Source organism: Mycolicibacterium novocastrense (genome assembly GCF_001570485.1).
GTDB classification, from domain to species: domain Bacteria; phylum Actinomycetota; class Actinomycetes; order Mycobacteriales; family Mycobacteriaceae; genus Mycobacterium; species Mycobacterium novocastrense.
In genome coordinates this window covers 191,271-214,989 of sequence record NZ_BCTA01000036.1, presented here as the reverse complement: position 1 = coordinate 214,989, position 23,719 = coordinate 191,271, and the positions used below count along the sequence as shown (strand labels likewise).

Genomic DNA, 23,719 nt, shown 5'->3' with positions numbered 1-23,719 from the left:
CGATTCGGTCGTGGCCACCGTTGTCGGACATTCGGTCGTCGTGCACACCGACCTCGGTGATCTCCGCGGCACGACCGAAGGCGGCGTCGGGGTCTGGCGAGGGGTGCCCTATGCCGAGCAACCCGTGGGTGAGCGCCGGTTCCTCGGTCCAGAGCCGAAGCGGCCGTGGACAGGGTTGCGCGACGCGGTCGAGCACGGGCCGCTGCCACCGCAGGGCAAGTCGTTCGTCGGCGGTGGCCGCGACGATCCCAAGGTCCGCGACGAGGCCTGCCTCACCTTGACGGTGTGGTCGCCCGACACCAGTGCGTGGCTTCCGGTGATGGTGTGGATCCCCGGCGGCGCGTTCGTGTTCGGTGCCGGTCAGTTCCAGCTCTACAACGGTTCGCGGCTGGCCGCCAACGGCGACGTGGTCGTCGTCAACATCACCTACCGCATCGGCGTCTTCGGTGGCTTCGAACTCGGCGACCTCGGCGACGGGTTCGATGACAACCTCGCGCTGCGGGACCAGATCGCCGCACTGCGGTGGGTCCGCGACCACATCGCGGCCTTCGGCGGCGATCCGTCCCGCGTGACGGTGTTCGGCGAGTCCGCGGGCGGCACGTCGGTGCTCGCGCTGATCGCCAGCCCCGCCGCCGAGGGCCTGTTCAGCCGAGCGATCGCCCAGAGCCCGGCGCTGCCGCTGATCGCCGATCGGGAGCAGCGGGCCCAGCAGGCGCACGAGTTCGTGCGCCGACTCGGCGTGCCGGTATCCGAGGTCAAGGGGCTACCGCAACGGGAGCTGCGCCGCGCGGCGGGCAGGCTGCAACTCGAAAGCGCCGCGCGCACGCCGACGTTGGCCTACGGGTTGACGTACGGCGTCGACCTGCTGCCCCATCATCCGGTGGATGCCGCACGCGCCGGAACCCTGCGGCGGGTGCCGCTGATCATCGGGACCAACAGCCACGAAGCGTCGATGTTCGCCTGGACCAAACCGCCGATGCTGCCGACCACTCAGGCGTCTGTGGAGGCGTACTTCGCCCGCATCGGGCCCGACGCCAAACAGCGCGTGCTGGCCGCGTACCCGCACTATCCGCGCCGACGGGAGCTGGTGGCGTTCGCCTCCGACGTGATGTTCGGCGGGCCGGCGTGGGCGTTCGCCGATGCGTACAGCGCTCACGCCCCCACCCACATGTACCGCTTCGACCACTTCGGTTTCAGCCTGCGCGTGCTCGGCCTCGGCGCGACTCACGGTAGCGAGATCGTGCACATCCAGCACAGCTACGCGTCATATCTCGGGCGCAGGATCCATCCGCTGGGGCGGCGGCTGCAGCCCGCGGTCGGCAGGCGCATGCAGCGGGCGTGGCTCGACTTCGCTTCTCAGGGGTGGGACAGCGGCGAGATTTACTGGTCCAACGGGCACGACTGGCCCGTCTATGACACCGAACGGCGCTGCACCCGGATCATCATGAGCGCGCGCGACACGGTCGTCTCGGATCCCGACTTTGCGCGACGGGAAGCCTGGGCAGGGCTTTACTAGGCCGCCGAGAGGTCAGGCCCCGAAGCGGTTGGCGGCATAGTCGCGCAGGTTGTACAGGAACTTCTGGAACAGCCAGCCCATCACCGGCTTGCCGAGCGTCATCCCGATCCGGGCGGCGGCGCCGTGGGGTTTCATCGCCATCACCCACGTCAGGTGGCAGCCCTGCGGCGTCGGCACGACCCGGTAATCCTCGGCGAACGCCGCGATACTTCCGGTCGAGGCCTCATTGAACCGAAAAGCCATGTGAGTGTAGGGCTCCCAGGCGAGAAACTCCTCGTCGCCGACGATGCCGCCGCGCATTTTCACCGTTCGGGTGGTGCCGACACCGCGTGGTTCGGGGCTGGTCCATGTGACCTCGGTGATCACGGTGGCCCAGTGCGGCCATGACTCCGCGTCCGCGAGCACCTCGAAGAGTTGTTCGGGTGTGATCGCGAGGTCGACGGTGCTGACGAACCGGAACGGCGCGCTCTCGATGAAGCCCAGGTAGACGCGTTCACACTGCTGCATGGGCATACACAGTAAAGGACGGTGTCTAGTCAGAGCCCAGGTCTAGCCAGGTCCGTCGCTGGCCGCCGCCAGCAGCGGCACCAGCACATCGCTGATCGGCGTGCTCAACCCGTGCTCGGCGCCCTTGCGGGCGATCACCCCGTTGCGGATGTCCCACTCCAACGTCCGGCCGGCCTCGCGGTCGGTCAGCATCGACGTGGTGATGTCCTCCGGGGACTTGGCGAGCAGGCCGACGATGTCGGCCACCTCGTCGCCCAACGTGGCGCCCTCGGCCCGCGCGACGGCGAGGCACTCGGCCAGATAACGGCGGGCAAGGCCGTCGACGTCGTCGCGCCGGAACATGCCCGAGCGGCGACCGCTGAGCACCATGAACCCCACCACCGCGTTGACCAGGAGCTTGTGCCAGGCGGCGTCGAGAAAGTTCGGATCGATCTCGACCGCCACCGCGCTGCCGGCGAACAGGTCTGCCAACGTCTGCGCGCCTGCCGTGTCGGGTAACACCAGCCGCGCTCCGGTGCGTAACCAGACATGACCCTGCGGCGTCGGCTCGGCCGAAACCCATACGGCCGCAGGCACAACCGTCGATGCAGGGCAGAAGCGGCCGACGCGCTCGAGCTGTTCGACACCGTTCTGCAGCGCACACACCACGGTGCGGTCGTCGCACAACTTCGCCAGCCACCCCGCCGACTGCTCGTTTTGGGTGTCCTTGACCGCCAGTAGCACGACGTCGACCGGCTCGTCGACGTCGGCGGGGTCGGTCAGCACCGGACCGGGCACCACGATCGGATCGCCGTCGTCGGGCCTGACCTCGATCGAGTCGCGCGGTGTCCGTCCGCACAGCGTCACCGCGTGACCGGCCGCATACAACAGAGCCGCCACGGTCGAACCGATCGCCCCGGGCCCGACGAGGGCGACGCGACTAGGCATGAACGCCAAGTTACCGGCGAACCGCACCCCTCTACACTTGGGCAGTTGTCTTGTCAGGCGATTTCCTCAGGAGTCTCAGTGCTGCGCAGTCATGCCGCCGGATCGTTGCGGCCCGCCGGCGCCGGTCAGAAGGTGACGTTGGCCGGCTGGGTGGCGCGTCGGCGCGACCACGGCGGCGTCATCTTCATCGATCTGCGCGACGCGTCGGGGGTGTCGCAGGTCGTGTTCCGCGAAGCGGTTGTCTTGGAGTCGGCGCACCGATTACGCGCCGAGTTCTGCATCGCCGTCGACGGCGTCGTGGAGATCCGCCCCGAAGGCAACGCCAACCCCGACATCGCGACCGGCGAGATCGAGGTCAACGCGACGTCGCTGACCGTGCTGGGGGAGAGCGCGCCGCTGCCGTTCCAGCTCGACGAGCAGCCCGGCGAAGAGGCGCGCCTGAAGTACCGCTACCTCGACCTGCGGCGCGATGAACCCGGCCACGCGATCCGGCTGCGCTCCAAGGTGAACGCCGCCGCCCGCGAGGTGCTCGAGCGGCACGACTTCGTCGAGATCGAGACCCCCACGATGACGCGCTCGACCCCCGAGGGTGCGCGCGACTTCCTGGTCCCCGCACGGCTGCAGCCCGGCTCGTTCTACGCGTTGCCGCAGAGCCCGCAGCTGTTCAAGCAGCTGCTGATGGTCGCGGGCATGGAGCGCTACTACCAGATCGCGCGCTGCTACCGCGACGAGGATTTCCGCGCGGACCGCCAGCCCGAATTCACCCAGCTGGACCTCGAGATGAGCTTCGTCGACTCCGAGGACGTGATCGCCGTCTCCGAGGAGATCGTCGCGGCGCTGTGGCGGTTGATCGGCTACGACGTACCCCTGCCGCTGCCGCGGATCACGTACGCCGACGCGATGCGCCGGTTCGGTTCGGACAAGCCCGATCTGAGGTTCGGACTCGAACTCGTCGAGTGTGCCGAGTTCTTCAAAGACACCCCGTTCCGGGTGTTTCAGGCGCCGTACGTGGGCGCCGTCGTCATGCCCGGCGGCGCCTCCCAGCCCCGCCGCACCCTGGACGCCTGGCAGGACTTCGCCAAACAGCGGGGGCACAAGGGGCTGGCCTACGTGCTCGTCGGCGAGGACGGCACGCTGAGCGGCCCGGTGGCCAAGAATCTGTCGGACGCCGAACGTGAGGGCCTGGCCGCCCACGTCGGCGCGAAGCCCGGTGACTGCGTGTTCTTCTCGGCGGGTCCGGCGAAGAGTTCGCGGGCGCTGCTCGGCGCGGTGCGCACCGAGATCGCCAAACGGCTCGACATGATCGACCCGAACGCCTGGGCGTTCACGTGGGTGGTGGACCCGCCGCTGTTCGAGCCCGCCGATGACGCGACGGCACACGGCGACGTCGCGGTCGGGTCCGGAGCGTGGACCGCGGTGCACCACGCGTTCACCGCGCCCAAACCCGAGTTCGAAGACCGCATCGACAGCGATCCGGGCAGCGTGCTGGCCGACGCCTACGACGTGGTGTGCAACGGCAACGAGATCGGCGGCGGCTCGATCCGTATCCACCGCCGCGACATCCAGGAGCGGGTGTTCGCGGTGATGGGTATCGACAAGGCCGAGGCCGAGGAGAAGTTCGGATTCCTGTTGGAGGCGTTCACCTTTGGCGCGCCGCCGCACGGCGGCCTGGCCTTCGGGTGGGACCGCACCACCGCGCTGCTGGCCGGTGCGGACTCGATCCGCGAAGTGATCGCGTTCCCGAAGTCCGGCGGTGGTGTCGACCCGTTGACGGGTGCACCGGCGCCGATCACCCCGCAGCAGCGCAAGGAATCCGGAATCGACGCCAAGCCGAAGACCGACTGAATCCAATCCGCGTCGGATCAGTCGCCACTGAGGCTACGATCCGCGCGTGACAGGTGCGGTTCCGTCGGCGCCATCAGGCACGCCCAGGCGGCGACGGGTCACCGTCGTGACGACGGTGGTCGCGGTCATCGCCGTCTACATCGGCTCCCTGGTGGGATACGCCCTGCTGGAGCCCGAGCACCGACATTTCCAGTTCTCCGAGCCCTCGGTCACCGGCGAAACCGTCGTCATCATCCGGCTGCGGGAGATGAATGCGGTGCAGAACCGGTTCGTCGTCGACGTCCTGCTGCACCCCGGCCCGGAGCTGCAGACCGGCGCAACCGACGACGTCACGATCCGCCTGAGCTCGTGGACCAGCTCCGGCGAGCTGATCTACGTCCACCCCGCTTTGTCCGCCAATGACACGACGACCCAGCTGGTCGCCGTCGGTGACCCTGATGACTGGCCGTTCGACAGGTTCACCACCGACATCATCGGCGTGCAGGCTTTCTCGGGCGACGGCCCGGAGCAACGCCCGATCGTGGCGGGCATCGTCGTCGCAGGGCAGATCAACGGATGGGACGTCCACACCGAACAAGGCACCGCCGAGGGGGTGTCGACCGTGCGTTTCACGATGGAGCGCACCAGGGGAGCGCTCGCGTTCGACGTCGGGGTCCTGCTGGTGTTGCTCGCGCTGCCCGCGGCTGCACTGTTCGTGGCGATCGAGACGGTGCTGGGACGACGAAAGTTCCTGCCGCCGTTGACGACCTGGTTCGCGGCGATGTTGTTCGCGGTGGTGCCGCTGCGGAACCTGTTGCCCGGTGCGCCGCCGGCCGGCGCCTGGATCGACCTGGCGGTGGTCCTGTGGGTGCTGATCGCGCTGGCGGCGGCGATGGTGCTGTACGTCGTCGCGTGGTGGCGACAGAAGGACTGATCAGCGCGGCCAGGCGCAGCCGGTGAGTTCGGCCGACGCGGCCCACAGGCGGCGGGCCGTCGCCGGATCGACGGCCTTGCGTCGCAACCGGGTGACCTTGGGCCTGCCGAGCTGATTGAACCGCGGCGCCAGATAGGTCCCACTGGGCAGGTCGGTCGTCACCGCCTGCAAGGTGGCCCGGGCCCCCTGGGCGGGGGTGTGCATCAGGCGACGGATCCGTTGATGCTCACCCATTCCGAGCGATCGGGTGATGTCGGTGTCGGTGGAGCCGGGGTCGGTGGCGTAGGCGCGCACACCCCGATTGGCCAACTCGGCGACGAACAGGAGGTTGGCCAACTTGGATTCGCCGTAGGCGCTCCACTTCGAGTACTTGCGGCGATGCCAGTTCAAGTCGTCGAGATGCAAAGTCGCGAACAGGTACGTCGCGCTCGCCACCGAGATCACCCGGTCGGTGATCCGGTCGGCCAGCAGGCACGTCAACGCGAAGTGGCCGAGATGATTGATGCCGATGTGCGATTCGAAACCGTCGGTGGTGCGCGTCAGCGGCATGCCCATCACGCCGGCGTTGTTCACCAGCACATCAACGGATTCGACGGAATCGGCGAACGAGCGCACGCTGGCCAGGTCGGCGAGGTCGAGGGCGGCCACCTCGACGTCACCGGTCATCTCGGACGCGACCCGACGGCCCTTGTCCACATCGCGACAGGCGATGAGCACGCTGTGGCCGTCGGCCGCCAGTGCCGCCGCCGTGGCCTTGCCGACGCCGCTGTTACCGCCCGTCACTATCACCCGCATGGTTGTCGATTATGCGGATGCGGAATAGCGAGGACCACACTGGGACTTGGAGAAGAAATGACCGAGATCCCCAATATCAAGGACCTCAATGCCGACATCGTCGACGAGTTCCGCTCCAACGGTGGCAAGGTAGGCGGACCGTTCGAGGGCGGCAACCTCCTGCTGTTGCACACCACCGGTGCGAAGTCTGGTCAGCCTCGGCTGTCACCGTTGGCGTACTTCGGCGTCGACGACAGGATCTACGTCGTCGGGTCGTTCGCCGGCGCCGACAAGGACCCGGCGTGGGTGCAAAACATGCGCGCCCACCCGCAAGTCCACATCGAGATCGGTGCCACTGATTACGACGCCACCGCGCGCGAGCTACCTCGCGAGGAGCGTGATGCGCTCTACCCGAAGCTGGTCGAGGTCGCGCCGGTGTTCGCCAAGTACCAGGCGAAGACGAGCCGGGTCATCCCGGTCTTCGAGCTCGCCCGCTCTTAGAGCCGTTCGATGATGGTGGCGTTGGCCATGCCGCCGCCCTCGCACATCGTCTGCAAGGCGTAGCGGCCGCCGGGCTGCTTGAGCGCGTTGGTCTTGGCGAGACCGGCGCCGGTGATGGGCCCCAAGGGCAGGACGACGGGATGTTGAAGCCGACGGTTGACCCACATTGCCCAAGCGCCTACGTGCCCGGAGACGTCGCCTGCCTGCGGGCCGGCTCGTTGCAGATGCGTGTGGTGTTGACTAAGTAAGCCTCGCCCAGCTACTTCGCTTTGTGTAGTCGGTTGGTGTCGCTACCCTGCATGTCTGTGGCTCTCTGCAACGATGTCGACCAGGGTAGCGAATTGACCCGCATGGAGGGGTAATGGCTCGAGCGGATCTGCTTCTCGCGCTCGTTCGGTCTGGGGCCGGGGGTGATGAGTTGGCTTTTCGTCGCGCAGCGGAGGCCCTAATCGCTGAAGAAGAAGGGAAGAAGCATGGCATTCTCGCTTCACAGCTTGCTGACGCACTAACCCGACGAAGGCCCTATTCGGGGGCCAACGTCACAACGTTGGCCCGGAACGACGACGCTGGAAAGCTCTATTACGAACAAGAGCCCGAGCGCCGTGTCTCAGACCTAGTTTTGCTCCCTGCGGTGCGTTCGGGAATCAATGAACTCATCGAGGAACATCACCGTCGCGATCTCTTGCGGAGCCACGGGGTAGAACCACGGCATCGGCTCCTGTTAGTGGGTCCCGCGGGCGGCGGTAAGACGACACTGGCTGAGGCTATCGCGACTGAACTTGCCGTTCCCTTGCTGACGGTTCGCTATGAAGGGCTGATCGGCAGTTACCTCGGTGAGACCGCTTCACGCATGGAGGCCCTCTTTGCGGCTGTCCGCGTTAGGCCGTGTGTCCTGTTTTTCGACGAGTTTGACGCTGTTGCAAAAGAACGTGGGGACACCCACGAGACAGGTGAGATAAAGCGTGTTGTGAGCTCGTTGCTACTGCAAGTCGACCGTCTGCCAAGCCATGTCATCGTGGTAGCAGCTACGAATCACGCCGAGTTGCTGGATCGCGCCGTGTGGCGACGAATGCAACTCCGCTTGGAACTGCCTCAACCAACGCGTTCGGCGAAGATCGAATGGTTGAAGGCATGGACCGCTCGCACTGGAGTGGAACTTGGCCTTACACCGCGCACAATCGCTGATCGGCTCCGCGATGTTAGTTTCGCAGAACTTGAAGACTTTGCACGCGATGTTCAACGCCGTTTGATTCTTACTGGCCCTGAGCCGGACGCCCGGAGAGTGACCCAGCAGGTCCTTGACCAGTGGGCGCTGAGGGTAGGCGTCAAGGACAGATGAATCCGGATGGAGGTAGGTCAGCTGCTCGCCCGGTGATACTTGGCTCCATCAGCCAACCCCGGGCGATTCCATCTCGACGGGGTGGGGGCGGCAGGGTGGCGTTCCGAAGTGTCGAAGAGCGAATTGCTCGGCTAGACGCGCGTTTTCAAGAAGCCCTCGCGGCCTTCGACGTCCAAATCCAGCTCGCTCAGTCACTCCAAGCCTCGGATCCGCAGCTCGTGTTGGTTTTCGAGGCACTCGATGAGCAAATCGATCTGAGCGGTGTAGCTCAGACCCTCGGATTCGAGGTTCTTACGGAAGTAGAAGATTCTGTTGAGGAGAGTGACGAGTTCGTCCTCACTGCGGCAAACCCCCGTAATCCATTGATCTCATCGTGCCTTCATGCGATCTGCCTCAACCAGCAGAGCTTCGATCAGTTGCGGACCCTCTGGGGCGCATGGAAATCGGATCGAACTCTTCGGTACGGTCTGTCGCCGCTCAGAGATTTGTTCCAACACTTGCGTGATGTTCGACCTTGGGGTCCCGTGGATCGTCTGAAAGCCATCGATTGGGACCAGTATTTCGACGGACTCATCCCAGATCAACTGCACACCATAGAAATTGAGCTATGGTTCAGGGAGTCCACTGATCGAAGGCAGCGCGCCGAGGCGAACACGGTTGAACTCATCAGTCAAGCGGGTGGGGAGTTCTTGACATCTGTGGTCATCCCTGAAGTGGGATATCACGGAATCAAGTGCAAGGTTCCCCTCACTGTGCTAAGGCAACTTGCCGATGGCGAATTCGACGAAGTGCAATTGGTGACTTCAGCTGACGTAATGTACTTACGGATTTCCGCTCAAGCCATTCCGCCTGCGAGCGATGAAACCGATGCAGAAGTCGTTGCGGCAGAAGACCCTACGCCCCAAGGCGCACCAATCTTGTGCGTGTTAGATGGCCTGCCGGAGGCAAACCATCCTCTCCTGGACGGACGCGTCATCATCCATGATCCTGATGATCTCGGCAGCGGGTACACCGTCGAACGACAGAAGCACGGCACGTGGATGACGTCGATAGCAATTTGGGGTGATCGTAGTAGCGCTCAAAACCCCACCATGACGCCAGTTCTCGTACGTCCAATCTTAGTCCCGTCCGCAGAAACGACGGATGGTAGTGAAGAATTGCCGAGTTATGAGCTCGTACCGGACCTGATGCAACGAATATTTCGTGAGCTGTTCGAAGACACGGACGGAAGAGACGCCGCGGCTCCGCAGGTTACGATTATTAATTTGTCGGTGGGGGACCCATCTTCGCCGTTCGAATCGATCGTGTCCTCCTGGGCGCGAATTCTTGATTGGCTCAGTTACGAGTACGGAGTCCTGATAGTCGTAGCTGCGGGTAACCACCCCCAGCTGCATCTCACTCCAGCTACAAGCTCCGACGTGGTGGCGCTCAAGCGGGATGAGCGACGGCGGGCAGTTCTGGATGCGGAAGCCCGGTCACGAAACCTCCGGCGGTTACTAGCGCCAGCAGAATCGATCAATGCAATTACTATCGGCGCTCTGCATGCTGACAACTCGAATATGGAACCGACCGGCTACGTAGTCGACCCGTTCGATGGGCTAGACGGTGTGAGCCCGGTCTCCGCGCTTGGGCCGGGATATCGGAGGAGCGTGAAACCCGACCTCGTTGCGATGGGCGGCCGCGCCGTGTTCAGACATCCTGACGTGGAACCAGCGACCGTCAGATTCAGACCGGGTTCATCCCTTGGGCCCGGAATGCGGGTGGCGTCACCTAGCGCGCAGCGAGAGACTTTCATCTGTGGCACAAGTGCTGCTGCCGCTCTCACTTCGCATTACGCTTGCCGCCTGAATGACCTAGTCGACGGCATTACTAGCGAAATCAGCATCACTCGTCGCCACCGGGCCGCCGCGATCAAGGCTCTACTCATCCACGGGTGTAGCGATCTCGATGGCTTCGAAACCGAGAGCCTTCCAACCGAACTGCTACTCGGCAACGGTGTATTTGGACGGGATCTCAGCCAAGGATGCGCGACTAACGAAGCGGTCCTTTTGTTTTTTGGAACCATCGGCGCGTCAGAAGAACAGGATCTAATACTCCCATTACCAGATGGGCTCGGGGTCAGGGAAACCAAACGGATCGATACTACGTTGGCCTGGTTGTCCCCGGTCAACTGGCGGCATCGTCAGTACCGCCGAGCTGCGCTCTCATTCGTGAAGCCGGAAGGAGCCATTCCCACGCTGGGGAAGGCGAGCGGACTGAGTTCTGATGCTGCGACTCGGGGAGCGACAACCGTCCAACACCAAACTTGGTTAACTGATAGCGCTTTCGCGTCGGGTGTAGGCTCCGCGATGACGGTCCGAGTCAAGTGCTACGAGCAGGCTGGCGGCCTACAAGGTGAGCGTATCGATTACGCTGCCGCGCTGTCGCTTTGGGTTGCACCCACGATTGAAGTCGACGTGTACAGCCAGGTTCGGGAGCAGGTCCAGGCGCGCGTTACCGTTCAATCGACATAACAACAGACGCCTGCGGGGAGACACCTTCTTCTCTCGCTCGCGGGCATACCCATTCCCGATGCCCGTTTGCCACTTCGGGCCTAGCGGCGATCAGGGGCTGGGATTGTGTCTCTGTCGAAGTTCTCGCCATAGTCGTGCGGCACCGTACTGCTACTCCCGGGAGCACTCGAGGGGGATCGCTGACTACAGCCGCTCGATGATGGTGGCGTTGGCCATGCCGCCGCCCTCACACATCGTCTGCAGGGCGTAGCGACCGCCGCGCTGCTCGAGCGCGTTGACCATCGTCGTCATGATGCGCGCGCCGGACGCACCCAGCGGATGACCGATGGCGATCGCGCCGCCGTTGACGTTCGTCTTGGCGAGATCGGCTCCGGTGTCCTGTGCCCAGGACAGCACGACGGGGGCGAACGCCTCGTTGACCTCGAACAGGTCGATGTCGGCGAGGGTGAGCCCGGCACGCTGCAGCACCTTCTCCGTCGCGGGGATGACACCGGTCAGCATGTAGAGCGGATCGGAGCCGACGACGGTCATCGAGTGGATACGGGCGAGCGGACGCAGACCCAGACGCGCGGCCACCTCGCTGGTGGTGATCAGCACCGCCGCGCTGCCGTCCGACAGCGGCGACGAGTTGCCCGGGGTGATTTTCCAGCCGATCTGGCCGAACCGCTGCTCGTAGGCGGGGTTGTAGAACGCCGGTTTGAGCGCGGCCAGCGTGTCGACGGTCGTGCCGGGCCGGATGATCTCGTCGGTGGTGAGACCCGCGACCGGGATCAGTTCGTTGTCGAAGCGGCCCTCCTTGGTCGCGGCCGCGGCTTTCTCATGGCTGCCCGCCGAGAACTCGTCGAGCTGCTGACGCGACAGACCCCATTTCGCGGCGATCAACTCAGCGCTGATGCCCTGTGGCACAAGGCCTTCGGGGTAGCGCTGGGCCATCGCGCCGAACGGGTCGCTGCCGGGTAGCACGCTGGAGCCCATCGGTACCCGCGACATCGATTCCACACCGGCGGCGACGACGATGTCGTAGGCGCCCGAGATGACGCCCTGGGCGGCGAAGTGGATGGCCTGCTGGCTGCTGCCGCACTGGCGGTCGACCGTCGTACCGGGTACCGATTCGGGGAACCCGGCGCCCAGAGCGGCATTGCGCGCGATGTTGACCGCCTGATCGCCGACCTGGGTGACCGCCCCGGCGATGACGTCGTCGATCTGCACCGGGTCGATGCCGGTCCTGGCCACCAGTTCCCTGAGACTGTGCGCGAGCAGGTCCACGGGCAGCACGTCGTGCAGCGCCCCGTTCGGCTTGCCCTTTCCGACCGGTGTGCGAACCGCTCCGACGATGACGGCGTCCCGACCTGAGAATCCCGACATTGCTGTCTCCTAGCCTCCACGCTGAGTGAACTTGTCTATACCCAGCTATAGCAGCTAGGTATAGCGATAACAACTCAGGGGTACGGTGAATTCCATGACAGTTCTGCAGGGGAGGCTGGCCGACCGGGATGCCTGGTCGGCGGTCGGGGAGTGCCCCATCGAGAAGACGATGGCGGTGGCGGGCACCAAGTCGGCGATGCTCATCATGCGCGAGGCCTACTACGGCACCACCCGCTTCGAGGACTTCTGGCGCCGGGTCGGGATCACCAAAGCTGCCGCCGCAGCCCGGCTTTCGGACCTGGTGGAGGCCGGTCTGCTGGAGCGCCAGCCCTATCAGGAGCCGGGTCAGCGCAGCCGCGACGAGTACGTGCTCACCGAGGCGGGCCGCGAGTTCATGCCGGTGGTCTGGGCGATGTTCGAGTGGGGACGCCGCCATCTGCCCAACCGCACGCCGTTGCGCCTCGCGCACCGGGGCTGTGGCGCGGAGGCCACCGTCGAGATCCGCTGCGCCGACGGCCACCGCGTCCCGCCCGAGGAACTCGCGGTACGGCTGAAGCGGTGAGCCCCGGCGGTGGGGTCTCGCGCCAAGAGTGCCGTCCCGCCACATTCGGCGATCACCGGTTACGGTTCTGCATTGATGGCATTACCGCTACACCACCCGCCCGACGACCTGCTGGGTAGGTACCGCACCGCGCGCGTTCAGCAGGCGCTGTTCGACGTGCGACCGGGCGCGGGCAGCGGCTACGACGAGTTCGTCGACGCCGCAGGCGATATCCGCCCGGGGTGGCAGGAGTTGGCCGAATGCGTCGCCGGGCGTGGCCGCCCCGGCCTGGCGCAGCTGAGTGACGTGGTGCGCAGCCTGGTCGACAACGACGGCATCACCTACGTCTCGGTCGACGGGCGCGGTTCGGTGGTCGGCCAGGCCGGCCCCGACGGCCATGAGCCCGCGGAACCGGGACCCTGGCATCTCGACGCGTTGCCCCTGGTGGTCTCTGCCGACGAGTGGAACACGCTGGAATCCGGTCTGCTGCAGCGCTCCCGACTTCTCGATGCGGTCCTGACCGACCTGTACGGGCCTCAGCTGTCGATCACCAGCGGCGTGCTGCCCGCTGCGCTTCTCTTCGCCCATCCCGGCTATGTGCGGGCCGCGCGGGGCATCGACATCCCCGGCCGCCACCAGCTGTTTCTGCACGGCTGCGACGTCAGCCGTGTCGGCGACGGCGGTTTCCGCGTCAACGCCGACTGGACGCAGGCACCCTCGGGGGCGGGCTACGCGCTGGCGGACCGGCGCGTGGTGGCGCACGCCGTTCCCGACCTCTACGAACGGATCGGCCCGCGGCCGGCGTCTCCGTGGGCGCAGGCGCTGCGACTGGCGCTCATCGACGCCGCCCCCGAGTCGGCCGAGGAGCCCACGGTGGTGGTGCTCAGCCCCGGCATTCACTCCGAGACCGCCTTCGACCAGGCGTATCTGGCCGGCGTGCTCGGCTTCCCGCTGGTGGAGAGCGCCGACCTCGTCGTGCGCGACGGCAAGCTGTGGATGCGCTCGATGGGAACGCTCAAGCGCGTCGACGTCGTGCTGCGCCGGGTGGACGCGGACTTCGTCGATCCGCTGGATCTGCGTTCGGACTCACGGATCGGAGTCGCCGGTCTGGTCGAGGCGCTGCGCCGTGGCACGGTCGCCGTGGTCAACACGTTGGGCAGCGGCATCCTCGAAAGCCCCGGGCTGCAGCGGTTTCTGCCTGAACTCTCGGAGGTGTTGCTCGGCGAGTCACCGATGCTCGACACCACGCCGATGTACTGGGGCGGCAACGGCACCGAGCGCTCGCACCTGGTCGCTCACCTGTCGTCGCTGTTGATCAGGCCGGTGACCGGTGGCCGCCCGATCGTCGGCCCGGCCCTGTCCGCCGAGCAGCGCCGCCAGCTGAGCGCGTGCATCGAAGCAACGCCGTGGCAGTGGGTCGGCCAGGAACTACCCGAGTTCTCCTCTGCGCCAAGCATCGTCAGTTCGGGTGCGCTGTCTGCAGCGAACGTCGGCATGCGGCTGTTCACCGTGGCACAGCGCGGCGGGTATGCGCCGATGATCGGCGGCCTCGGCTACGTACTGGCGCCGGGCGACGTGGCGTACACACTGAACACCGTTGCGGCCAAGGATGTCTGGGTTCGGGCACCGGAGCGGGGCACCGTGGAGCGGGTTTCGCCGGTCGATCTGCCCGCAATCACGCCGAGCCCGACGCGGGCGGTGAGCTCGCCGCGCGTGCTGGCCGACATGTTCTGGGTGGGACGCTACGCCGAACGCGCCGAGCACATGGCGAGGCTGCTCACCGTGACCAGGGAGCGCTACCACGAATTCCATTACCGCCGAGACATGGACGGCAGCGAATGCGTGCCGGTGTTGCTGACCGCGCTGGGCCACCAAACCGGTACCGACACCGGCGCCGACGGTGACGACGCGGAGCTGATCGCCACCGCCCAGTCGACCCTGTGGTCGTTGACCGCAGACCGGCACCGCCCGGGCTCGTTGGCGCAGTCCGTCGAACGTCTGGGCCTGCTCACCCGTTCGGTGCGCGACCAGATGTCCAACGACACCTGGATGGTGCTGGCCGCTGTCGAACGGGCGCTGCTTCATCCACCCGCGTCATCGTCCGGCCGTCCCGCCGACGAGCCGCCCGATTCGCAGGCCGAGGGCGAGGCGTTCCTCACCGCAACGGCCAGCCTGACCCTCGCGGGCATGCTGGCACTGTCGGGCGTGGCGGCGGAGTCGATGATCCGCGACGTCAGCTGGACGATGATGGACATCGGCAAGCGCATCGAACGCGGGCTGAACCTCACCGCGTTGCTGAGTGCAACGCTGACCACCGCCCGTAACCCCGGCGCCGAACAGGCCATCACCGAATCGACTCTGGTGGTGTGTGAGTCGGCGATCATCTACCGGCGCCGCATGCTCGGCAAGGTCAGCGTGTCCGCAGTCGCCGACCTCGTGCTGTTCGACGCCGACAACCCACGCTCGCTGGCCTACCAGCTGGAGCGGCTACGCACGGATCTCAAGGCGCTGCCCGGTTCCTCGGGATCGTCTCGGGCCGAGCGGATGGTCGACGAGATCGGTACCCGGCTACGGCGACTCGACCCCGATGACCTGGAGGAGATCGTGAACGGCAGGCGAGCCGAGCTGGCCGAGCTGCTCGACGGGATGCATGCCGACCTCCGCGAGTTGGCCAACGTCATCACCGCGACCCATCTGTCGCTGCCCGGCGGGATGCAGCACCTGTGGGGCAAGGACGAGCGAAGGTTGATGCCATGACCGCCTTCCCGGACGGCCCGACCTCGTCGGCCGCCAGCCGCATCTACCGCATCATGCACCGCACCGTGTACCGCTACGCCGCCGATGTCACCAGTTCCTACGGCCGCGGCTTCCTGGCCCCACGGGACACCGAGCGGCAGCGCTGCCTGTCGCACGAGCTCGAGATCGATCCGCCGGCCGCCGACAGCTCCACCAGTCGCGACGTCTACGGCAACATCAGCTCGTACTTCCACGTCACCGAACGTCACCGGGCGCTGACGGTGACCAGCCGCTCGGTGGTCGAAGTCGACCCACCGCCGCCCACGCTGTACGGGGCCGGTTCGGCGTTGGCGCCGTGGGAGATCGCCCGCCCCGTCGGCGTGGACGCGGCGTTGGCGACCGAGTTCACCCTCGACCTGCAACCGCCGGAGATCACGCCGGCCCTACGCGATTACGCCGCAGCGAGTTTCGAGCCGGAACGGCCGCTGATCGACGCGCTGGAGGACCTGACGCACCGCATCTACTCCGATTTCACCTACCGATCGGGATCGACGACGGTGTCCACTCAGGTCAGCCAGGTTTTGGCGGCACGCGAAGGGGTATGTCAGGACTTCGCACGGCTGGCCATCGCCTGCCTGCGCGCCAACGGGTTGGCCGCCAGTTATGTGTCCGGTTATCTGGCGACCGATCCACCGCCCGGGAAGGAACGGATGATCGGTATCGACGCGACCCACGCGTGGGCCGCCGTGTGGACACCGCAGAACCAGTGGTTGGGCCTGGATCCCACCAACGACCAGATGGTCGACGAGCGCTACATCACCGTCGGGTACGGCCGCGACTACGCCGACGTCCCGCCGTTGCGCGGCATCATCTACACCGACTCGCAGAGCAGCGAGATCGACGTCTCCGTCGACGTCGAACCGTTCGAGGGGGGAGTGCTGCATGCGTGACTTCCTGTGCCCCAATTGCGGACAGCGCCTGGCGTTCGAGAACTCGTTGTGCTTGTCGTGCGGTAAACCGCTGGGGTTCTCCCTCGACGACATGGCGCTGTTGGTCATCGCCACCGGGGACGAGCAGAACCACGCCGGCTTCGTCGACGGCGAGAAGTATCAACTGTGCGCGAACATGCATCTGGCGGAATGCAATTGGCTGGTGGAGAAGGGCCCGATCCACAAGCTGTGTGAGTCGTGCAGCCTCACCCGCACCCGGCCCCAGGACTCCGACACCAAGGCGCTCGCGGCGTTCGCCGATGCCGAGCGCGCCAAGCGGCGGTTGTTGGTCGAACTGTACGAGCTCAAGCTGCCGATCGTCGGCCGTGACGAGGATCCCGACTACGGCCTGGCCTTCGACCTGCTCTCCAGCGAGCACCAGAAAGTATTCACCGGTCACGAAAACGGTGTCATCACATTGGATCTCGCCGAGGGCGACGATGTGCACCGTGAGCAGTTGCGCAAGGCGATGGACGAGCCGTACCGCACGCTGCTCGGCCACTTCCGCCACGAGGTGGGGCACTATTACTACTACCGCCTGGTCAGCGTGTCACCCGACTACGACGCCCGGTTCCGCGAGTTGTTCGGCGACCCCGACGCCGATTACCAGGCGGCGCTGGACCGCCATTACAACGAGGGCCCGCCCGATAACTGGGGGGAGACCTACGTCTCCTCCTACGCCACCATGCATCCGGCCGAGGACTGGGCGGAGACGTTCGCGCATTATCTGCACATCCGCGACACCCTCGACACCGCCGCCGCGTTCGGGGTGGCGCCCGCGGCGGCGACGTTCGAACGAAAGGTGCTGGGGCCGAGCAGCTTCGATGCGATCATCGACATGTGGCTGCCGCTGTCGTGGGCGCTGAACATGCTCAACCGCTCGATGGGCAAGGACGATGTGTACCCGTTTGTGCTGCCCGTCCCGGTGCTCGAGAAGATGCGGTTCGTCCACACCGTGGTCGACGAGATCACCCACACCTAGTCCCACCACCACCGCGAGCACCCTCACCACCTCCGCGAGCGGCCGTGTCTGCACGCAACACGCCGCGCAACGTTGTCATCTCGCGGTCGCTCGCGCCGGTTGAGTCACCGCCCTGCCACACCCGTGGCCAACAGCTCGCGCGCCTCGGCGCCGCCGTCGAGCTGACGGGTCCGCCGTTCGACGATGACCCACCGCCCGTCGCTGCGGCGCAACCGAAAGTGGTTGGCCCCTGCCCGGGATACCGCGAAACCGTCGTCGTGGCGCGTCACCAACAGCGACTCGCAGACCGCGACCGCATCGTCGCCGTCCACCGTGACCACCGCGGGCCCAAGGAAGTGGCAGCAACCGCGACGGATCAAACCCTGGTGGGCGCCGGAGCGCACCATCGCCGCGACCTCCTCACGGCCCGCCATGTGCCAACCCTCGACGTCGTAGCTGCCGTCGTCGGCCCAGAGGTCTGCTGCCGCATCGGCTTCGCCGGCGTCCACCAGCGGACCGTAGGACGCGATCAGCCGTTCGATCGCGCGCTCGTCCTCGATGCGGGCGAGCCGCCGCTCCAGGTCCGCCAACTCGGTCATCGGGTTCCCCTCTCGCCCAGCAGCTTCTGCATGAACTCGTGCGTGCGCAGCACTACCTTCGCGCGGTCCGGGTCGTTACGGCGTGCGACGTCATCGGCGTTACCGCCCGCGACATGTACGGGCCCATTGGCCAACTGCTCCAGACCTTCTCGCGCCACATCGGCGGGATCGGCCACTCGCATACCGGGCACGTCGAAGTTCAAGCCCACCCGCTCCATCGCCGGTGTGCGGGTCACGCCCAGGACCAGTTCGAGCACGTGCACGTCATACTCACGCAATTCGAGCCACAGGCTCTCGGCGAAGATCCGGCCGAACGCCTTCACCCCGCCATAGACCGTATGGCGCTCGGAGCCGAGATAGCCGGCCATCGACCCCACCATCAAGATGCCTCCGCGGCGGCGCTCACGCATCGGACGGCCGAAGTGCTGCACCATCGCGAGCATCGTGCCGACATTCAGGTCGATCACCTTCTGAAAGTCAGCGAGGCCGGCATCGAGGAACTGCTCGCTGCAGGTGTTGGCTCCGGCGTTGTAGATCAGGAGGCCGACCTCGACGTCACCGGTGACCGCCACGGTGCGTTCCATCGCGTCGGGTGAGGTCAGGTCGACGGCTAGGGTGCGCACCTCCACGCCGCTGCGGCGACAAGCCTCGGCCGTCTGCTCGAGCGGATCGGGTTTGCGCGCGATCAGCACGAGGTTGAAGCCCGCGCGGGCGAGCTGGTGGGCGAATTCGGCGCCGACACCTTCCGAGCCGCCGGCGATCACCGCCCAAGGTCCGTATCGAGCAAGATCCGTCACGCCCGCATTGTCGCCGACGCGCTGTCGGCTTCCGCGCGCGGACGTGGGCCACCCGACATCTCGGCGTGTCGGAAACACTTTGGTCCGTCGACGGCGAGAGGCGGCCCTACGATCGCCCGGTGGCTGATCGATATGGCTCCGACATCCTGGCCAACAATCCGCACCCGCGGAAGGTTCGCTCCACCGAACAACCGGCCGAGATCGGGCTGGTCGTCGAGGACGCGCAGACCGGATACGTCGGCGCCATCGTCCGTGTCGAATACGGCCGCATGGAACTGGAAGACCGCAACGGACGGCGCAAGCCGTTTCCTGTCGGGCCGGGCTACCTGATCGACGGCAAGCCGGTGATCCTGACCGCGCCCCGCCGGGCCGCACCCACGACCACCCGAACCGCGTCGGGATCCGTCGCGGTGCACGGCGCGCGGGCCAAGGTCGCGCTGGCCAGCCGCATCTACGTCGAGGGCCGGCACGACGCCGAACTCGTCGAACAGGTCTGGGGTGACGATCTGCGGATCGAGGGCGTCGTCGTCGAACACCTCGGCGGCATCGACGATCTCGTGACCATCGTCGAGGACTTCCGGCCCGGGCCCGGCCGCCGGCTCGGCGTCCTCGTCGACCACCTGGTCTCGGGGTCGAAGGAGGCACGCATCGCGGACGCGGTCCGGCGCGGCCCCGGCGGCGCCCACACCCTGGTCGTCGGGCACCCGTTCATCGACATCTGGCAGGCCGTCAAACCCGAGCGGCTCGGCGTCGAGACGTGGCCCGTCATTCCGAAGGGCATCGATTGGAAGACGGGCGTGTGCCGCGCGCTCGGCTGGCCCGCCGCCGATCAGGCCGACATCGCGCGGGCGTGGCAGCGCATCCGCGGGCGGGTGCGGGACTGGAACGACCTCGAGCCCGCGCTGATCGGGCGGGTCGAGGAGCTGATCGACTTCGTGACGCAACCCGCGTCGTGACGGCGTGGTAAGCAGAAGGCGTGTCCGACGGTCTGTTCGACGTCCCCGGCGAGGCTCCCACGCCCGCGGCCGGGCCCGTCGGCGCGTCGTCGCCTTTGGCGGTGCGGATGCGTCCGGCCACGCTCGACGAGGTGGTCGGCCAGGACCACCTGCTGCAGGCCGGCTCTCCGCTGCGCCGGATGGTCGAGGGCTCGGGTGCCGCCTCGGTCATCCTCTACGGCCCGCCCGGTACCGGTAAGACCACGCTGGCGTCGCTGATCTCACAAGCCACCGGCCGCCGATTCGAGGCGCTGTCGGCCCTGTCGGCGGGCGTCAAAGAGGTGCGCGCCGTGATCGACGTCGCCAGGCGCGCGGCCGCATACGGCGAGCAGACCGTGCTGTTCATCGACGAGGTGCACCGCTTCTCCAAGACCCAGCAGGACGCCCTGCTGTCCGCGGTCGAGAACCGTGTCGTCGCTCTGGTCGCCGCCACCACCGAAAACCCGTCGTTCTCGGTGGTGGCCCCGCTGCTCTCGCGGTCGCTGATCCTGCAGCTGCAACCCCTCGACGCCGATGCGGTGCGCACGCTGGTCCGCCGCGCCATCGACGACCCTCGCGGACTAGCCGGCAAGGTCAGCGTCACCGACGAGGCTGTCGACCTTCTGGTCGCGCTGTCGGCCGGCGACGCCCGCCGGGCGCTGACCGCGCTCGAGGTCGCGGCCGAAGCGGGGGAGGCCGTGACGGTCGAGACCATCGAGCAGTCCCTGGACAAGGCCGCCGTCCGTTACGACCGCGACGGGGATCAGCACTACGACGTGATCAGCGCGTTCATCAAGTCCGTCCGCGGATCCGATGTCGACGCCGCGCTGCACTATCTGTCCCGGATGCTGGTCGCGGGGGAGGATCCGCGCTTCGTGGCGCGCCGGCTGATGATCTTGGCGAGCGAGGACATCGGGATGGCCGATCCGACCGCCTTGCAGACCGCCGTGGCCGCAGCGCAGACCGTGCAGTTGATCGGCATGCCCGAAGCCCAACTCACGCTCGCGCACGCCACGGTTCATCTCGCGACAGCCCCGAAGTCCAACGCCGTGACCACCGCGCTGGGGGCGGCGATGGCCGATATCCGGGCGGGTAAGGCCGGTTTGGTGCCGCCGCATCTGCGCGACGGCCACTACTCGGGCGCGGAGAAGCGGGGCAATGCGGTCGGCTACAAGTACAGCCATGACGATCCCGACGGCGTCGTGCCGCAACAGTATCCGCCCGATGAACTGGTCGGCGTCGACTACTACAAGCCGACGTCTCACGGCGTCGAGCGGGAGATCGCCGCCCGGCTCGACAAGCTGCGCGCGATCATCCGTCGCAAGCGCTAGGCCCGCCGTTCCGCCTCTCGAGCCAGCGCCGCCGCGAGACGGGTATACGATCGGCGCGTCGTGAACCGAAACAGGCTGCCCGTTGCGGGTATGTGTGATCGACAAGTCACCGTCCAGACGATGAGACTTCCGTTCGGCCGCTTTTCGATGCGCACATCGCCGTGGAAATCGCTGATCGGTAAGAAGCGGATCATTGCGACATAGGCATGGTGGTGCGGGCGCGCCGCCGCGGTCACCTGGTCGCGGGTGACGAACAATCCGTTGCGTACGCGCCTGACCGCACCCACTGCCGATTCCCCGGGTTCCGCCTCCCACGACGCCGCCGACACCGTCGGCATCCAGTCCTGCCACCGCGAGGCGTCCATAAGGGTGTCGTAGACGACCGCAGCTGAGGCGGCTGAGAACTGCTCCACACGGCACGACACCACCGATCCCATGCAGCGAAACGTATATAACGGCGACATTGAAATCCGACGTTTGTGGCATCTGCCGGCAAATCGTCGATAGTCACATTGCTCCGCTGTCCGCAACCCTTGACGGGTGAGCGAGTCGCGGTCTACCTTGGTATTCAATCATTAAGTTGATCAATTAAAGGGTTGATAATTGGAGCGTGATCACGATGCAGACGCTGCGCTCGACCGCGCCTTCCTGGCGCTGGCCGACCCTGTCCGGCGGGCCATCGTGGCGCGGCTCTCGCGGGGGCCGGCCACGGTCAACGAACTCGCGGAACCCTTCGAGATCACCAAACAGGCGGTGTCCAAACACATTCAGGTGCTCGAGCACGCCGGCCTGGTCACCAGAACCCGCGAGGCTCAGCGCAGGCCCGTGCACCTGGACGCCGCCGCGCTGGAGCGGCTCACCGCATGGATCGACCGGTACCGGCTCGACGCCGAACGCAGCTACCGCCGGCTGGATGCCCTGCTGGCTGAGATGACCGACACACCAACCGACACACCAGAGGAAGGAACCGACACATGAGCAACGCATTGGATCTCACCGCCCCCGTGGACACCCTGGCCATGGAGTTCACCCGGGAGTTCGACGCACCCGTCGACGCTCTGTTCCGCGCACACGCCGAGCCCGACCTGCTCAAGCGGTGGCTCGGCCCGCGCGGACTGGAGATGACGATCGAGGAATGGCAGTTCAAGAGCCACGGCGGGTATCGCTACGTGCACAAGGACCAGAGCGGCGCATACGGCTTCAACGGCACATTCCACACCGTCCGGGAAAACGAGTTCATCCTGCAGACGTTCGAGTTCGACGGGGCGCCCGATCAGGTCAACATCGAATACCTGTGGTTCGAGGATCTCGGCGGCGGCCGCAGCCGGTTGCGTGGCCGGTCGATCTGCCCGACGGTCGAGGCCCGCGACGCGCTGCTGTCCTCCGGAATGGAGGGCGGGATGACAGAGGGCTACGAGAAGCTCGACGAACTGCTGGCCGCCCTATGACAGGCGCTGCGACAGAAGCGATCCCGGCTGCCGGGGGGTGCAGCCGGGATCGCCTGGGTGGTTTCGCTAGCGCAGCACGCCGCCGCGGCGGCCGCCCGTCACGCCGGTGCGCCTGCGGCCCATGAGCGCGGACACCAGCGCCACGCCGATCACGGCGACGACGACCTGGCAGAGCAACTCGATCCAGTCGACGCCACTTGTGGCGGTCGGAAGACCCAGCGCCCGGGCGATCGCGGTGCCGATCAGAGCCGAGACGATGCCCACCAGAACGGTGACGATGATGCCGATGGGCTGCCTGCCGGGCAGGATCAGGCGGGCGAGCACGCCGACCACTGCGCCGATGAGAATCGCGGTGATAACGCCGGTGACGGTCATGGTTCCTCCAGGGTCTCGGGGTGCAGCTGATATACCCCGACACCGACGTCAATAAACGGATCGACGACCGGATCAGACCATTTCCGGGATGCGCAGGTGGGCGAGTACCAGATCGAACTCGCCCACATCGACGATGTCGGCGCCCAGTTCGCGGGTGCGGGCGTTGCGCAGTTCCCTGGCCTGCTCGCGGTTTTCCGCCATGGCTTCACGACTGTCGAACGTCGCCGACGACACGGCGCGCCCCGATTCGGGGTTGATCAGATAGCTGGCGCTGCAGAAGCCGTCCAGTGCCTCCAGGGCCGGCAGCACATCGGTCTTGTAGAACTCGATCGAGCGTGCGATGTGCTCGCGCGGCACCCTCAGCCAGGTGGCCCGGACGCAGGCGCCCTCTGCCGAGCGGTGATCGCGGTGCATGACGCCGATCTGCCACTGATCGACGGTCGCCTCACCGCCGAGGACCTCGACGGCGCGATCGCGCAGCGGTGCCGCCCGCTCGGCGCTGGTCCGCAACGCGTCCTCGGAGTCCCAGGCGCTGGTCGCGATGCAGTGGCCGGATTCTCGATCCGCCAACAGCGACAGGCCGACGAACCCGTCGATCGCTTCGAGTGCGGGCAGGACCTCGGACCGGATGAACGCGATGCCGTCGTCGACCGACGAAGGTCGTGCGTGGACGGTGGTGGAACGTGCGTACACGGCCGACCCCCTTTGCTCGGGGCAGCGCCCCAGCGGCGCCGCCGGACCACCTCCCAGCTTCCTCCTGGGGGGTGG

Annotated in this window: 24 protein-coding genes; 14 read left to right on the top strand and 10 right to left on the bottom strand. The window is 66.5% G+C overall.

Going from position 1 to position 23,719, the window contains the following annotated elements:
• The first annotated feature begins 10 nt into the window (after positions 1-10).
• Positions 11-1,516 (top strand): carboxylesterase/lipase family protein, encoded by a 1,506-nt coding sequence (locus tag RMCN_RS14065; protein ID WP_067391118.1) that lies wholly within the window; start codon positions 11-13, stop codon positions 1,514-1,516.
• Between the two features lie 12 nt (positions 1,517-1,528).
• Here RMCN_RS14065 and RMCN_RS14060 read toward each other — a convergent pair whose 3' ends face one another.
• Both RMCN_RS14060 and RMCN_RS14055 read right to left on the bottom strand, forming a co-directional pair.
• The gene (locus RMCN_RS14060) at positions 1,529-2,029 is read right to left on the bottom strand and encodes an SRPBCC family protein (protein ID WP_067390138.1); all 501 of its coding nucleotides are present in this window, start codon (positions 2,027-2,029) and stop codon (positions 1,529-1,531) included.
• 36 nt (positions 2,030-2,065) lie between these two features.
• Positions 2,066-2,950, bottom strand: coding sequence for an oxidoreductase (locus RMCN_RS14055; protein ID WP_067391115.1), 885 nt, complete (start codon positions 2,948-2,950; stop codon positions 2,066-2,068).
• 78 nt (positions 2,951-3,028) lie between these two features.
• Between RMCN_RS14055 and aspS the strand changes: the two genes are divergently transcribed.
• Together aspS and RMCN_RS14045 are read left to right on the top strand one after the other, a co-directional pair.
• Positions 3,029-4,795, top strand: coding sequence for an aspartate--tRNA ligase (aspS, locus tag RMCN_RS14050; RefSeq protein WP_067390135.1), 1,767 nt, complete (start codon positions 3,029-3,031; stop codon positions 4,793-4,795).
• Between the two features lie 46 nt (positions 4,796-4,841).
• Positions 4,842-5,708, top strand: a complete 867-nt coding sequence (locus RMCN_RS14045) for a DUF8686 domain-containing protein (RefSeq protein WP_067390132.1) — start codon at positions 4,842-4,844, stop codon at positions 5,706-5,708.
• On the opposite strand, the gene RMCN_RS14040 is transcribed toward RMCN_RS14045, so the two are convergent.
• Entirely contained in the window at positions 5,709-6,503 is a 795-nt protein-coding gene (locus RMCN_RS14040; protein WP_067390130.1) for an SDR family NAD(P)-dependent oxidoreductase, read from the bottom strand.
• A gap of 57 nt (positions 6,504-6,560) precedes the next feature.
• Between RMCN_RS14040 and RMCN_RS14035 the strand changes: the two genes are divergently transcribed.
• The gene (locus tag RMCN_RS14035) at positions 6,561-6,983 is read left to right on the top strand and encodes a nitroreductase family deazaflavin-dependent oxidoreductase (RefSeq protein WP_067390127.1); all 423 of its coding nucleotides are present in this window, start codon (positions 6,561-6,563) and stop codon (positions 6,981-6,983) included.
• Here the strand turns inward: RMCN_RS14035 and RMCN_RS14030 are convergent.
• Entirely contained in the window at positions 6,980-7,150 is a 171-nt protein-coding gene (locus RMCN_RS14030) for a hypothetical protein (RefSeq protein WP_308206369.1), read from the bottom strand. The two genes, RMCN_RS14035 and RMCN_RS14030, sit on opposite strands and share 4 nt — an antisense overlap.
• 194 nt (positions 7,151-7,344) lie before the next feature.
• Between RMCN_RS14030 and RMCN_RS14025 the strand changes: the two genes are divergently transcribed.
• Positions 7,345-8,322, top strand: a complete 978-nt coding sequence (locus RMCN_RS14025; RefSeq protein WP_067390124.1) for an AAA family ATPase — start codon at positions 7,345-7,347, stop codon at positions 8,320-8,322.
• Positions 8,323-8,417: 95 nt separating this feature from the next.
• Complete coding sequence (locus tag RMCN_RS14020) at positions 8,418-10,835, top strand: S8 family peptidase (protein WP_234787659.1); 2,418 nt, start codon at positions 8,418-8,420, stop codon at positions 10,833-10,835.
• A gap of 183 nt (positions 10,836-11,018) precedes the next feature.
• Here RMCN_RS14020 and RMCN_RS14015 read toward each other — a convergent pair whose 3' ends face one another.
• On the bottom strand, positions 11,019-12,200 hold the full coding sequence (locus RMCN_RS14015; protein ID WP_067390118.1) for a thiolase family protein: 1,182 nt from the start codon (positions 12,198-12,200) through the stop codon (positions 11,019-11,021).
• A 94-nt stretch (positions 12,201-12,294) separates the two neighbouring features.
• Between RMCN_RS14015 and RMCN_RS14010 the strand changes: the two genes are divergently transcribed.
• The 4 genes from RMCN_RS14010 (at position 12,295) to RMCN_RS13995 (ending at position 17,448) form a co-directional block, all read left to right on the top strand.
• Positions 12,295-12,762 (top strand): winged helix-turn-helix transcriptional regulator, encoded by a 468-nt coding sequence (locus RMCN_RS14010; protein WP_064415756.1) that lies wholly within the window; start codon positions 12,295-12,297, stop codon positions 12,760-12,762.
• 75 nt (positions 12,763-12,837) lie between these two features.
• A complete protein-coding gene (locus RMCN_RS14005) occupies positions 12,838-15,498 on the top strand; it encodes a circularly permuted type 2 ATP-grasp protein (RefSeq protein ID WP_067390115.1) in 2,661 nt (886 codons plus the stop codon).
• The gene (locus RMCN_RS14000; protein ID WP_067390112.1) at positions 15,495-16,427 is read left to right on the top strand and encodes a transglutaminase family protein; all 933 of its coding nucleotides are present in this window, start codon (positions 15,495-15,497) and stop codon (positions 16,425-16,427) included. Before RMCN_RS14005 ends, RMCN_RS14000 begins: the two co-directional genes overlap by 4 nt.
• Positions 16,420-17,448 (top strand): zinc-binding metallopeptidase family protein, encoded by a 1,029-nt coding sequence (locus RMCN_RS13995; RefSeq protein ID WP_067390111.1) that lies wholly within the window; start codon positions 16,420-16,422, stop codon positions 17,446-17,448. Before RMCN_RS14000 ends, RMCN_RS13995 begins: the two co-directional genes overlap by 8 nt.
• A 104-nt stretch (positions 17,449-17,552) precedes the next feature.
• Here RMCN_RS13995 and RMCN_RS13990 read toward each other — a convergent pair whose 3' ends face one another.
• Positions 17,553-18,026, bottom strand: a complete 474-nt coding sequence (locus RMCN_RS13990; protein WP_064415752.1) for a nuclear transport factor 2 family protein — start codon at positions 18,024-18,026, stop codon at positions 17,553-17,555.
• Complete coding sequence (locus RMCN_RS13985) at positions 18,023-18,823, bottom strand: SDR family NAD(P)-dependent oxidoreductase (RefSeq protein ID WP_067390108.1); 801 nt, start codon at positions 18,821-18,823, stop codon at positions 18,023-18,025. Before RMCN_RS13985 ends, RMCN_RS13990 begins: the two co-directional genes overlap by 4 nt.
• Before the next feature lie 119 nt (positions 18,824-18,942).
• On the opposite strand from RMCN_RS13985, the gene RMCN_RS13980 reads away from it, so the two are divergent.
• Together RMCN_RS13980 and RMCN_RS13975 are read left to right on the top strand one after the other, a co-directional pair.
• Positions 18,943-19,779, top strand: a complete 837-nt coding sequence (locus tag RMCN_RS13980) for a DUF3097 domain-containing protein (RefSeq protein WP_067390105.1) — start codon at positions 18,943-18,945, stop codon at positions 19,777-19,779.
• Between the two features lie 20 nt (positions 19,780-19,799).
• Positions 19,800-21,128 (top strand): replication-associated recombination protein A, encoded by a 1,329-nt coding sequence (locus RMCN_RS13975; protein WP_067390102.1) that lies wholly within the window; start codon positions 19,800-19,802, stop codon positions 21,126-21,128.
• On the opposite strand, the gene RMCN_RS13970 is transcribed toward RMCN_RS13975, so the two are convergent.
• Complete coding sequence (locus RMCN_RS13970; protein ID WP_067390099.1) at positions 21,125-21,565, bottom strand: SRPBCC family protein; 441 nt, start codon at positions 21,563-21,565, stop codon at positions 21,125-21,127. The two genes, RMCN_RS13975 and RMCN_RS13970, sit on opposite strands and share 4 nt — an antisense overlap.
• 166 nt (positions 21,566-21,731) lie before the next feature.
• Between RMCN_RS13970 and RMCN_RS13965 the strand changes: the two genes are divergently transcribed.
• Positions 21,732-22,106 carry an ArsR/SmtB family transcription factor gene (locus RMCN_RS13965; RefSeq protein ID WP_067390096.1) on the top strand — a complete coding sequence of 125 codons (375 nt, stop codon included), beginning with the start codon at positions 21,732-21,734 and terminating at the stop codon, positions 22,104-22,106.
• Positions 22,103-22,576 (top strand): SRPBCC family protein, encoded by a 474-nt coding sequence (locus tag RMCN_RS13960; protein WP_064415748.1) that lies wholly within the window; start codon positions 22,103-22,105, stop codon positions 22,574-22,576. The genes RMCN_RS13965 and RMCN_RS13960 overlap by 4 nt, the downstream gene beginning before the upstream one ends.
• 66 nt (positions 22,577-22,642) lie before the next feature.
• On the opposite strand, the gene RMCN_RS13955 is transcribed toward RMCN_RS13960, so the two are convergent.
• On the bottom strand, positions 22,643-22,951 hold the full coding sequence (locus RMCN_RS13955; protein ID WP_064415747.1) for a GlsB/YeaQ/YmgE family stress response membrane protein: 309 nt from the start codon (positions 22,949-22,951) through the stop codon (positions 22,643-22,645).
• A gap of 72 nt (positions 22,952-23,023) precedes the next feature.
• The gene (locus RMCN_RS13950; RefSeq protein ID WP_067390093.1) at positions 23,024-23,644 is read right to left on the bottom strand and encodes a hypothetical protein; all 621 of its coding nucleotides are present in this window, start codon (positions 23,642-23,644) and stop codon (positions 23,024-23,026) included.
• Positions 23,645-23,719: the final 75 nt, after the last annotated feature.